Below are 12,392 nucleotides of genomic sequence, written 5' to 3' on the forward strand. Positions count from 1 at the left end.
AGTTTTCAATGAACGATTCAGTCGTTTGTTTTGACGACTTTTATAAGTTTATCTCTTTTGAACCTCTTTGTCAACAACTTTTTTGCTACTTTTTCAATTGCTCTCTTGTCGACTTTTATTATTATATAGGCAATATACATTTTACGCAAGCGTTTAATTAAAATCAGAAAAATAAATTTATTGTTGCTTTTTTACTTCATCATTCTCACTCCTAAAACCATAAAAAAACTTTTAACTCCTTAGAAAATACCTAAAGAATTAAAAGTTTCTTCTTAATTATTCCTCTGTAGACTCATACTCACTTGAAGGAAGGTTCTCGTCAGATTCTTGATCCAAATCGGCTTCATCTTCTTTCTCAACGATGGCCACTGTAGAAACAAATTCATTTTCATCATTATCCAAACGAATAAGTTTTACACCTTGTGTATTTCTACCTGTTTGAGAAATATCACAAACTGCCATTCGAATAATTACGCCAGCTGCTGTGATGATCATTAAGTCTTCTTCACCATTTACCGTTTTTACTGAAACAAGTGTACCTGTTTTATCGGTAACATTACATGTTTTAATACCTTTACCACCACGGCTTTGGATTCGGTATTCTTTTTCATTCGTACGTTTACCATATCCATTATGAGTTACGATTAAAATCTCTGCTCCTTCATCAAGAAGCTCCATTCCAATAACCTCATCATTTCCACGAAGAGTAATACCTTTAACCCCTGTGGCTGTACGTCCCATTGAACGTACATCTGTTTCAGGGAAACGAATCATCATACCGTTCTTAGTACCAATAACAATATCTTTATTTCCATCTGTTAATTTAACAGAAATAAGTTCATCATCATCTTTCAATCCTAAGGCGATCAATCCATTGTTCCTGATGTTAGCAAATGAATCTAACGGTGAACGTTTACTAATACCTAATTTTGTTGTAAAGAATAAGAAATTATCCCCTTTAAACTCACTTACAGGAATAATGGCATTAATCCACTCGCCTTTTTCCACTTCTAGTAAGTTAATGATCGGTAATCCTTTGGCAGTTCGACCAAACTCAGGAATTTCATATCCTTTTGCACGGTATACTTTACCTTTGTTCGTAAAGAATAGAATAGTATCGTGAGTACTTGTTGTTAAAAGATGTTCTACGAAGTCATCTTCATTTGTACCCATTCCTTGGACTCCCCTACCTCCACGTTTCTGGCTCTTGTATGTAGAAATCGGAAGTCGTTTAATATAACCTTTTTGAGTTAATGTAACGACTATATTTTCCTGGGGAATTAAATCCTCATCTTCAATACTTTCTAAGCCTTTTAAGACGATTTCAGTTCTTCTTTCATCGTTAAAACGCTCTTTGATTTCTTGAAGCTCTTCGCGAATGATTTCTAGAATTTTTTCCCCATCCGCTAGAATTCCTTTTAATTCCGCAATAAGCTCTACTAAAGCGTTGTATTCATTTTCAATCTTCTCTCGCTCTAAACCTGTTAAGCGTTGCAGACGCATATCTAAGATAGCTTGAGCTTGCTTCTCTGTTAGAGAGAAATTAGAAATTAAGCCTTCTTTGGCAATCTCAGTTGTTTGTGAGCTACGTATAAGAGCAATTACTTCATCAAGATGATCTAATGCGATTCGCAAACCTTCTAAGATATGAGCTCTTGCTTCCGCTTTTCGTAGTTCAAATTCAGTTCTACGGCGAATAACTACTTTTTGATGGTCTAAGTAGTGAACAAGACATTGTTTTAGATTTAGCACTTTCGGTTGACCATCTACTAATGCAAGTAGATTAATACCGAAGCTTGATTGTAATGCTGTGTGTTTATACAGATTGTTTAATAGAACATTCGCATTAGCATCTCTACGAACTTCCATAACAACTCGCATACCCTTACGATCAGACTCATCACGTAGATCTGTAATGCCATCGATTTTCTTATCACGTGCTAATTCAGCAATTTTTTCTACAAGTTTTGCTTTATTAACTTGGTATGGAATTTCTGTAACGATAATCGTTTGTTTTCCATTTGGCTTTTCTTCAATTTCAACTTTAGCACGAAGAGTGATCGAACCTCTTCCTGTTTGGTAAGCTTTACGGATACCACTTCGACCTAAAATTAAACCAGCAGTTGGGAAATCTGGACCTGGGATATATTCCATCAATTCATCCACTGTAATATCAGAGTTCTTCGATACGGCTAATACACCATCAATGATTTCACCAAGTTGATGTGGTGGTATATTTGTTGCCATACCTACAGCAATCCCTGCTGAACCATTAACTAATAGGTTTGGAAAACGAGATGGTAGAACGACTGGTTCTCTTTCTGAACCATCATAGTTATCTTGATAATCAATAGTATCTTTATTGATATCTCGCAATAACTCCATTGAGATTTTTGACATACGCGCTTCTGTATAACGCATCGCAGCAGCTTCGTCGCCATCTACCGATCCAAAGTTTCCGTGACCATCAACAAGCATATAACGATAGTTAAAGTCTTGTGCCATTCGAACCATGGTTCCATAAACAGATGAATCACCATGTGGATGGTATTTACCGATTACTTCACCAACAATACGTGCTGATTTTTTATAGGCTTTATCTGCTGTCATTCCTAAATCATTCATTGCATATAGAACACGACGATGTACGGGTTTCAAACCGTCTCTTACATCAGGAAGTGCTCGTGAAACGATAACACTCATGGCATAATCCAAGAATGATGTGCGCATTTCCTGACTAATGTTAACTTCCTGTACTCTAGATTCCGACATGGAGAAAACCTCCCTTTGAAAGCATTCGCTTTATCTTTTTTCGTTACTATGTAAAAGGCAGGATAGATGGTGCTATCCTGCTTTTTTCTATATATCTAAGTTTTTCACGTAAACTGCATTTTCTTCAATAAAGTTTCGACGGGGCTCTACTTTATCACCCATCAACATATCAAATGTTTCATCTGCTTCAATAGCATCTTTAAGAGAAACTTGTAGAAAGGTACGCGTTTTAGGATCCATTGTTGTTTCCCAAAGTTGATCTGGGTTCATTTCTCCAAGACCTTTATAACGTTGTAAACCTGGCTTAGGTAATTGTGGTAATGCGTCTAAAACCTCATCAAGCTGTCTATCATTGTATGCATACTCTACCTTTTTCCCCTGAGTAATTTTGAAAAGAGGTGGTTGAGCAATATAGATATAGCCATGTTCGATGATACTTCTCATATAACGGTAGAAGAATGTTAATAATAATGTTCGAATATGTGCTCCATCAACATCAGCATCGGTCATAATGATAATCTTATGGTAACGAGCTTTTGTAATATCAAAATCTTCTCCAATCCCTGTTCCAAGAGCAGTAATGATTGTTCGAATTTCATTATTCGAAAGAATCTTATCTAAACGAGCTTTTTCTACGTTTAAAATTTTACCACGTAATGGTAGAATCGCTTGGAAGTGACGATCACGTCCTTGTTTAGCAGAACCACCCGCTGAGTCACCCTCAACGATATACAATTCACTAATTGAAGCATCCCTAGAAGAACAGTCTGCAAGCTTACCCGGTAGACTTGAAACCTCTAAAGCCGACTTTCTTCGCGTTAATTCGCGGGCTTTTTTCGCGGCCATTCGAGCTCTAGCTGCCATTAAACCTTTTTCAACAATCTTCTTCGCTACTGTTGGATTCTCGAGCATAAATTTCTCTAGCTTTTCAGAAAGAATAGAATCTGTAATGGTTCTAGCTTCACTATTACCTAATTTTGTTTTTGTTTGACCTTCAAATTGAGGGTCTGGATGCTTAACAGAAATGATACCTGTTAATCCTTCACGAACATCATCACCTGAAAGATTAGCATCACTTTCTTTAATCATGCCTTGTTTACGGGCATAATCGTTTATTACACGCGTTAAAGCTGATTTAAAACCTGCTTCATGCGTACCGCCTTCATACGTATGAATATTATTCGCAAAAGAATAAATATTACTTGTATAGCTATCGTTATATTGCATCGCGATTTCAATGGAAATGCCATCTCGTTCACCTATTAATGAAATTGGCTCTTCATGAAGCACTTCCTTTGTGCGATTCAAATGCTCAACATAAGAAACAATTCCACCTTCATAGTGGTATTCATTGGTTTTCTTATTTTCTCGTTCATCTGCTATAACAATTTTAATGCCTCTATTTAAGAAAGCTAACTCACGTAATCGAGTTGCTAATGTATCATAATTATATTCAAGTGTTTCAGTGAAAATTTCGTCATCTGGCCAAAAAGTAATCTTCGTTCCTGTTATATCTGTCTCTCCGATTACCTTCAAATCATCAACCGGTACACCTTTTGCATATTCTTGATAGTGAATCTTGCCATCTCTATGAACAAATACTTCTAATTTTGTAGATAAGGCATTTACAACGGAAGCACCTACACCATGAAGACCACCTGATACTTTATAGCCTCCACCACCAAACTTACCACCGGCATGAAGGACTGTCAAAATAACTTCTACAGCTGGTCGACCCATTTTTTCCTGAATATCAACTGGAATACCACGTCCATTATCTTGAACGGTAATACTATTGTCGCTTTCAATCGTTACCTTGATTTCATCGCAATATCCTGCTAATGCCTCATCAATACTATTATCAACAATTTCCCATACGAGATGGTGTAAACCTTTTTCACTAGTTGATCCAATATACATTCCAGGACGTTTCCGAACTGCTTCGAGACCTTCTAACACTTGAATCTGATTCGCATCATACGTTTGTTCTTGATCAGCCTTTTGATCCATTGTCAATTCGTATCACCTGCACTTTTCATTTGAATAATTTCATTATGAGAATTCATTAATAGTCTTTCCGTTCACTATTACAACACCATCTCCTTATCTAGAGAAAGCGTACTAATATGAGCGTTTTATTAGGGTTGTGGAAGACAAAGGAGAGAAATATACCTTGTCTGTAGTTATCACTATCGATTTATAAGTATCCTTTGTCGACTCAGCAACATTTTCAGTTGTTTTTCTAAGAAAATCTCTCATAATCTTTGATTCATGGACTATGTGTTGATCGAGTATTGCAATAAGATCCCTTGATTTTATAACAACCTCACCACCAATACTGATATACATCATGACACCTCTATTTTACTTGTTTCATATCTCCTTTAATAACATGAAAAGTAGCTGCCGCACGTAATGTTGCATGATCTATTCCTTCAATACTCGTAGTCGTTACAAAAGTTTGCACCTTACCTTGAATCGTATTAAGAAGATGCGATTGACGATAATCATCTAATTCAGATAAAACATCATCGAGTAGTAAAATAGGGTATTCACCTATTTCAGCATGAATCAATTCAATTTCTGCTAATTTCAGTGATAGAGCTGTTGTTCTTTGTTGTCCCTGAGATCCAAATGTTTGAACATCACGTCCATTCACTATGAAAACAAGATCGTCTCTATGGGGTCCAAAAAGAGTAACTCCTCTGTCTATTTCTCTTTGTTTTATCTTGGTAAATTTTTCAGTGTATTCATCAATCATTGTCGACAAATCCATTGATTCTGATACATCTACCGATGGTTTATACTGTATTTTTAACGTTTCTAAGCCTCTTGATATACCATCATGGATAGGTTCTGCCCATTTTTGTAATAGGGTGAGAAACTGAAACCGTTTTTCAATAATTTTCACAGCATATTGAATAAACTGTTCCGTAAGAATATCAAGCATAGCGAGATCCGTTTGTTTCTTCGTTTGCAGCAATTTTAAATAGTGATTTCGTTGTTGAAGTATTTTTTGAAATTGGCTATAGTCATGTAAATATAAAGGCGATACTTGTCCAATTTCCATATCAATAAATCTCCGTCTTACTTGAGGACTCCCTTTAACAAGATTTAAATCTTCAGGAGCAAACATTACGACATTCATATTTCCAACATACTGACTTAAACGCTGCTGTTCGATATGATTGAACTTAGCTTTTTTACCTTTTTTAGAAATAACTAATTCAAGTGGAATCGTTGAATTTTTTTTATGTATTCTACCTTCTATTTTAGCATATTCTTTATCCCAACATATAAGTTCTTTATCATTTGATGTTCGATGGGATTTTGCCATAGCTAGCACATAAATAGATTCCATGATATTTGTTTTACCTTGAGCATTCTCTCCTAAAATGACGTTTACTTTATTTTCGAAACTCATTTCTAGCTCTTCATAATTTCTGTAATTCTTCACTTTAAGTGATTCAATATACATACAATCGTTTCCTTTACTCTGCTCCTTTTATCCCGTTCCATCTGGCAATTGAGTAAACTTATGATTGGCGGGGAATGCCCATCAATCAAAGTTTACTTAATAAGAAACTTACCTATTTGAGGTATTTCAACAATATCTCCTGCACGAAGCTTGCGACCTCTTCTTACATCCAATTCATTATTAATATAAACTTCGTGTTCAGACAAAAACCATTTAGCCATTCCACCACTTTGAATAACATCTGCTACTTTTAAAAATTGACCTAAAGTAATATATTCTGTTGAAATTGAGATTGTATCCATAAGTTTATGCACTCTTTCTATAATCGTCTCTAATACTTCATTTTACTAAAACCTAACAAAATACACAAAGAAAACTAGTTTTATGCTAGTAATTTTAATATGTACAAAAGTTAGATAAAATTTACTTTCGAATATAATAATTAAAAGCTGCTAGTCAATACTAACAGCTTTTAATTGTTTTAATACGTTCTTACCGGAAGAATTAATTGTAACATCGAATCGTCATGTTGTGGTCGAATTACGAATGGTCTCATTGCACCAGTGAAATTAATTCTAATCTCTGAACCTTCTAATGCTCTTAACGCATCCATCATAAACTTTGCGTTGAAAGAGATCTTCAGCTCTTCACCAGAAATAGACTCTGCTTGTACTTCTTCAACTACTTTACCAATCTCAGGAATATTTGAAGAAATCTCTACACCTGATTGTCCAATAGTAGAAAGCTTTACGATATTATTTTTTCCTTCTCCTAATAAAGAAGCACGGACGATTGATTGAAGGAAGTCTTTTGTATTCACTGTGATATCCGTTTTACTTTCTGACGGAATTAAACGAGAAGTATCAGGATAATTCCCTTCTAACAATCTTGAGAAAAATAATAGATGCTTGGCTTTAAATAAAATTTGATTATTTGTAATAACTATACTCACAGGATTTTGTGAATCGTCAAGAATTTTACTTAATTCTGTTAGGCTTTTTCCTGGAATAACTACATTGTAGCTTTCAACAGCATTTGATTCTACCTTCGCTTTTCGCAAAGCTAGTCTGTGACTATCTGTTGCAGTACAGATTATATCACCATTTTCAACATTCCACTTGACACCTGTTAAGATAGGACGTGTTTCTGACGTGGACACTGCGTAAACAGTTTGTCTAATTAATGTTTTTAATAAGTCTGTTGGAATAGTAATAATGCTATCTTCTTCGATTTGTGGCAAATGAGGATATTCATCTGCATCTAATCCATTTAAGTTGAACTCAGCTTTTCCTGAACGGATAATCGTTTGTAGTCCATTTTCAACACTAATTTCAACATCATCCATAGGCAGTTTTTTTACAATTTCATTGAAGAACCTTGCTGGTAAAACAATACTTCCTGTTTTTTTGATCTCTACTAAAACGTTTCCTTCTTCTTCTAATGGAATAGAAGATTCAATTGAAATATCTGAATCACTACCTGTTAGTGTGACACTATCATTTGAAACAGTAATTTTAATACCTGTTAAGATTGGAATCGTTGTTCTTGAAGCAACAGCTTTCATTACGTCTTGGACACTTTCTACTAATCGATCTCTTTGGATAATGAATTGCATGAAAATCCTCCTTCATTTTACAAATATATATAATTCTTTTTTATAAAAAATAGTAATAGTAATAGTAGGGCCTGTTGATATGTGGATAACTCCTGTTTCGCCAAGGAAAAACAGTCTATCCACATGTGGACAGACTGTGAATAAACTCTGGCTTGTTATCAACAGTATTCAGTTAACGTCTATGCTTTCAAACGATCATTAATTTCTTTTAAATGATGTTGAAGTTGAGAATCCGTTTGTACTAATTTAGAGATTTTCTCGTGAGCATGTATTACGGTAGTGTGATCTCTACCGCCGAATTCATCGCCGATTTTTGGCAATGAAGAATCAGTCAATTCTCTTGATAAATACATGGCAATTTGACGAGGAAAAGCAACAGACTTCGTTCTTTTCTTCGCTTTAAAATCCTCTAGCTTAACACTAAATTGTTCTCCAACGGCTTTTTGAATTTCATATATCGTAATAATCTTTGGCTTAGAGCTAGGGATAATGTTTTTCAGTGCTTCTGCAGCTAAGCTAGCATTTATATCTTTATTAATTAGTGAAGAATAAGCTACTACTCTAATAAGTGCACCTTCTAATTCACGAATATTAGAATCAATTTGATTTGCTATATACAGCATAACTTCGTTTGGAATATCTAAACCTTCAGCTTTTGCTTTCTTACGAAGAATAGCGATTCGTGTTTCTAAATCAGGAGGGGTAATATCAGTTATTAAACCCCATTCAAATCGGGAACGTAATCGATCTTCTAGCGTAGGGATTTCTTTTGGCGGTCGATCACTCGAAATGACAATTTGTTTACTTTCTTCATGAAGCGTGTTGAAAGTATGGAAGAATTCTTCTTGCGTTTGTTCTTTTCCAGCAAGAAATTGAATATCATCTATTAGTAATACATCGACATTTCGATATTTGTTACGAAATTCTACTGCTTTATTATCACGAATTGAATTAATAAATTCATTTGTAAATTTTTCTGATGATAAATAAACTACCTTAGCAGCTGGATTATGTTCCAGTACATAATGTCCAATGGCGTGCATTAAATGCGTTTTTCCAAGACCAACACCACCATAGATAAACAATGGATTGTAGGCTTTCGCAGGTGCTTCAGCAACAGCTAACGATGCTGCATGTGCAAATCTGTTTCCAGATCCAATAACAAATGTGTCGAATGTATTTTTATTATTCAACATATGTTGAGGAAAATCAGCATGATCTTCATCACGTTTCTTGCCTTTTTTTTCAGCTTGTTTGCCCGAATCTAGATCAGAATTATGCTGGTTTTGAGGAATGACAAATTTGACAAGTAATTCTTCACCAATAACTTCATATAAAACACTAGAAATTAAGTGAGTATACCGTCCTTCAAGCCAGTCTCTAGCGAATTCATTTGGAGCTGTTATTGTGAGTGTGTCTCCTTGGATAGAAGAGGCTTTAGTTGATTTTAACCATGTTTCAAAACTAGGTTTACTCACTTTTTTCTCCATTTGGTGTAATACTTGATCCCATAAAGAATCAATATTCTCCAACGTAAACCCTCCTTTATAAGAATGAAGCTAATCTGTATATTTCCTTCTTTTTTTTGCATTATGGTGTACTTTAATCCTCTAGATAATTCACGTAAAGTGAACGCTCGAGAATACGAAAAGAATTTCAAGAGACAATAATAGATATGAAATATTAGCCTTAAAAATTGCAGTGCTCAGTGAAAAACCACAATTGAACTTTGTGGATAATATTTATATATAAGAAGTAATTAGGCTTTTCGACAAAATCCACAATATGTGGACAACCTATTATTAACACCTGTAAATAACTATCCACAAGTTATTCACAGTTTGTGGATAAGTGTTTTTGTGGATAAAGTTATTCAGAGTGAAAACATTTATATAATATCAAATAAATCTAGTAGTTGCAATGTTTATTAAAAGTTATCCACATTGCGCATTACTGTTAATAATAAGTTATCACCAGCAATTTAACATGTGAAAAACTTGTCTAATATTGTTGTGGATAATAAAATAATGGCGAAAATTTTATCCACAAGAGAGGAAAAGGTGTTGTAAGCCGTTTTTATGTAGAAAATAAAAAAGAATGAGGCTGGCTGATCGAGCTGCAAAATAAGTTTTGGAAAGAGAAGAATCGTCAGATGATGTGTAAGAATTTGAAGCTGTTTCGAAACAATTTTTTGATTAAGGTTGACAATTTTTATATACCATCTATATAATTAGTAGGACTGTCTGTAACTGTAATCCTCAGGGAGGTGTCATATAATGAAAAGAACTTATCAACCAAATAAGCGTAAACACAGTAAAGTTCATGGTTTTCGTGCACGCATGAGCACTAAAAACGGACGTAAGGTGTTAGCTGCTCGTCGTCGTAAAGGTAGAAAAGTATTATCTGCATAGGCCACTGAAAACTCTCAGTGGTCTTTTTTCAGCTTAGGACTTTTTCTCAATTCAAGCGGGATTGATATAACTTGAAGGTGTGTATAATGAAAAAGAAATTTAGAATAAAAAAGAATGAAGAATTTCAACAAGTTTTTCATAAAGGTGAATCATTTGCGAATAGACAATTTGTCATTTATATTTTGCCGAAGCTAGAGCAAGATTATTTTCGAATTGGGTTATCTGTGAGCAAGAAAATAGGCAATGCCGTGATGAGGAACCAAATCAAAAGGTATATACGTCAATCCTTCTTAGAAATGAAAGATGATCTATTAACTCAGAGGGATTATGTTATTATTGCTAGGAAGCCAGCTGCACAGATGGATTTTCATGAAGTGAAAAGTAGCTTAGCTCATGCTCTTCGAAAAGGAAAAGCATTGAAAAAACAATCGAGAAGAGAAAAGGTATAATAATTTTTCTTTCTACTGAGGAATTGTTTAAAAATAAATGATAAAATACAGAATAAATTTATTTTTTAAAGAGGAAAACCCTTACATTGTTTTGTTTAAATTTATTTAACTGACAGTAGGACAAGTTTTTCGATTTAATAAATAAATATATAAATCTATACTAAAGATACAAGCAATAAGGAGGAATAAACGTTTGAAAAAGCGAATATTGCTTATGGTTGGTATTGTTTCTGTAATGTTACTGCTTGCAGGATGTACGGAAGTAAACGTACCAATTACTGATAAAAGTGAAGGATTTTGGAATGAGTTTATTGTTTACCCACTTTCAGTATTGATTACAACTGTTTCACATGCGCTGTGGAATAACTTCGGTTTAGGGATTATCGCCGTTACTATTCTTGTTCGTTTGCTAATCTTACCTTTAATGATTAAACAAACGAGAAGTACAAAAGCGATGCAGGCAATTCAACCAGAAATGCAAAAACTGAAAGAAAAACATGCTTCTAAAGACGCTGCAACGCAACAAAAATTACAACAAGAGACAATGGCTTTATTCCAAAAGCATGGTGTAAATCCATTAGCAGGTTGTTTCCCACTAATTATTCAAATGCCGATTTTAATTGGTTTCTACCACGCAATTATGCGTACAGAAGAAATTGCGAATCATAGTTTCCTGTGGTTTGATCTAGGAGAAAAAGATCCGTTCTTTATTTTACCGATAATTGCTGGTATTACTACATTTATTCAACAAAAAATGATGATGGCTGGTCAAGATGGCAATCCACAAATGGCGATGATGCTTTGGTTAATGCCGATTATGATTGTTGTTTTTGCAATCAACTTCCCAGCAGCACTATCATTATATTGGGTAGTGGGTAATATCTTTATGATTGTACAAACGTACTTCATCAAAGGACCAGATTTGAAAAATACTGCTACAAGTAAAGCAGGAGGAGCGAAGAAGTGAGAGAATTAACTGCTACAGGACAAAGTGTCGACGAAGCAGTAGAATCAGCTTTAGCTCAGTTAAATACAACAAGAGATCGCGTTGAGATTGAAATACTAGATGAAGGAAAAAAAGGGCTATTCGGACTTTTTGGTACACGTAAAGCAGCTGTTAAGGTTACCTTACAACCTGATCCAATTGAAGAAGCAAAAGCTTTCTTGCAAAAAGTAACTACAAATATGGGATTGAATGTAGCGATTGATGTCGAAGTTGATGGAAAAATGATTACATTTAAACTATCTGGTAGTAAACTTGCATTATTAATTGGTAAAAGAGGACAAACGTTAAATTCTCTTCAATTATTGACACAATTAGTGGCAAACCGTCATTCCAAACAGTATTTAACAATTCTATTAGATGCTGAAGATTATCGACAAAGAAGAAATGATACGCTTGTAAATCTTGCAGAAAAAATGGCTCAAAAAGTTTTAAAAACTAGAAAAGAAGTTGCATTAGAGCCTATGCCTTCATATGAGCGAAAAGTAATTCATACTGCTTTAATGAAATACGATCGTATTGAGACATATTCTAGTGGTAAAGATCCTTATCGTCATTTAGTTATTACATTAAAAAAATAATGTTAAAAACCTTTTTAGCTTAATTGCTAAAAAGGTTTTTTTAATAGCTTATAGACAAAAGAGAATACAAAGAACTGAATAGT

General features: G+C 34.4%; 11 protein-coding genes. 4 read left to right on the plus strand and 7 right to left on the minus strand.

Annotation, left to right across the window (positions count from 1 at the left end; translation table 11 throughout):
* Positions 1–276 precede the first annotated feature (276 nt).
* From gyrA to dnaA, 7 genes are all read right to left on the minus strand, one after another.
* Positions 277–2,772 (minus strand): DNA gyrase subunit A, encoded by a 2,496-nt coding sequence (gene gyrA / locus V7014_RS05190; protein WP_335504863.1) that lies wholly within the window; start codon positions 2,770–2,772, stop codon positions 277–279.
* 87 nt (positions 2,773–2,859) lie between these two features.
* A complete protein-coding gene (gyrB, locus tag V7014_RS05195) occupies positions 2,860–4,782 on the minus strand; it encodes a DNA topoisomerase (ATP-hydrolyzing) subunit B (protein WP_335504886.1) in 1,923 nt (640 codons plus the stop codon).
* Positions 4,783–4,893: 111 nt separating this feature from the next.
* Positions 4,894–5,124, minus strand: coding sequence for an extracellular matrix regulator RemB (gene remB, locus V7014_RS27190; RefSeq protein WP_438824867.1), 231 nt, complete (start codon positions 5,122–5,124; stop codon positions 4,894–4,896).
* A gap of 7 nt (positions 5,125–5,131) precedes the next feature.
* Positions 5,132–6,250 (minus strand): DNA replication/repair protein RecF, encoded by a 1,119-nt coding sequence (gene recF, locus V7014_RS05200; RefSeq protein ID WP_335504865.1) that lies wholly within the window; start codon positions 6,248–6,250, stop codon positions 5,132–5,134.
* Positions 6,251–6,342: 92 nt separating this feature from the next.
* Positions 6,343–6,552 (minus strand): S4 domain-containing protein YaaA, encoded by a 210-nt coding sequence (gene yaaA / locus V7014_RS05205; RefSeq protein WP_205063789.1) that lies wholly within the window; start codon positions 6,550–6,552, stop codon positions 6,343–6,345.
* A gap of 179 nt (positions 6,553–6,731) precedes the next feature.
* Positions 6,732–7,865, minus strand: coding sequence for a DNA polymerase III subunit beta (gene dnaN, locus V7014_RS05210; protein ID WP_335504870.1), 1,134 nt, complete (start codon positions 7,863–7,865; stop codon positions 6,732–6,734).
* Between the two features lie 179 nt (positions 7,866–8,044).
* Positions 8,045–9,397, minus strand: a complete 1,353-nt coding sequence (gene dnaA, locus V7014_RS05215) for a chromosomal replication initiator protein DnaA (RefSeq protein ID WP_335504871.1) — start codon at positions 9,395–9,397, stop codon at positions 8,045–8,047.
* A 744-nt stretch (positions 9,398–10,141) separates the two neighbouring features.
* On the opposite strand from dnaA, the gene rpmH reads away from it, so the two are divergent.
* The 4 genes from rpmH (at position 10,142) to jag (ending at position 12,309) form a co-directional block, all read left to right on the plus strand.
* Positions 10,142–10,276 carry a 50S ribosomal protein L34 gene (rpmH, locus tag V7014_RS05220; RefSeq protein WP_019243402.1) on the plus strand — a complete coding sequence of 45 codons (135 nt, stop codon included), beginning with the start codon at positions 10,142–10,144 and terminating at the stop codon, positions 10,274–10,276.
* Between the two features lie 86 nt (positions 10,277–10,362).
* On the plus strand, positions 10,363–10,725 hold the full coding sequence (rnpA, locus tag V7014_RS05225; protein ID WP_335504881.1) for a ribonuclease P protein component: 363 nt from the start codon (positions 10,363–10,365) through the stop codon (positions 10,723–10,725).
* 235 nt (positions 10,726–10,960) lie between these two features.
* Entirely contained in the window at positions 10,961–11,692 is a 732-nt protein-coding gene (gene spoIIIJ, locus V7014_RS05230; RefSeq protein ID WP_438824868.1) for a YidC family membrane integrase SpoIIIJ, read from the plus strand.
* Positions 11,689–12,309, plus strand: a complete 621-nt coding sequence (gene jag / locus V7014_RS05235) for an RNA-binding cell elongation regulator Jag/EloR (RefSeq protein ID WP_335504885.1) — start codon at positions 11,689–11,691, stop codon at positions 12,307–12,309. Before spoIIIJ ends, jag begins: the two co-directional genes overlap by 4 nt.
* The last annotated feature ends 83 nt before the right edge of the window (positions 12,310–12,392 follow it).

The organism is Bacillus sp. JJ722 (genome assembly GCF_036963345.1).
Taxonomy (GTDB): domain Bacteria; phylum Bacillota; class Bacilli; order Bacillales; family DSM-1321; genus Bacillus_AD.

Bases quoted from the DNA above. Each gene is read 5' to 3' on its own strand.
- gyrA (WP_335504863.1), bottom strand. From the start codon at position 2,772: ATGTCGGAATCTAGAGTACAGGAAGTTAACATTAGTCAGGAAATGCGC.
- gyrB (WP_335504886.1), bottom strand. From the start codon at position 4,782: ATGGATCAAAAGGCTGATCAAGAACAAACGTATGATGCGAATCAGATT.
- remB (WP_438824867.1), bottom strand. From the start codon at position 5,124: ATGATGTATATCAGTATTGGTGGTGAGGTTGTTATAAAATCAAGGGAT.
- recF (WP_335504865.1), bottom strand. From the start codon at position 6,250: ATGTATATTGAATCACTTAAAGTGAAGAATTACAGAAATTATGAAGAG.
- yaaA (WP_205063789.1), bottom strand. From the start codon at position 6,552: ATGGATACAATCTCAATTTCAACAGAATATATTACTTTAGGTCAATTT.
- dnaN (WP_335504870.1), bottom strand. From the start codon at position 7,865: ATGCAATTCATTATCCAAAGAGATCGATTAGTAGAAAGTGTCCAAGAC.
- rpmH (WP_019243402.1), top strand. From the start codon at position 10,142: ATGAAAAGAACTTATCAACCAAATAAGCGTAAACACAGTAAAGTTCAT.
- rnpA (WP_335504881.1), top strand. From the start codon at position 10,363: ATGAAAAAGAAATTTAGAATAAAAAAGAATGAAGAATTTCAACAAGTT.
- spoIIIJ (WP_438824868.1), top strand. From the start codon at position 10,961: ATGTTACTGCTTGCAGGATGTACGGAAGTAAACGTACCAATTACTGAT.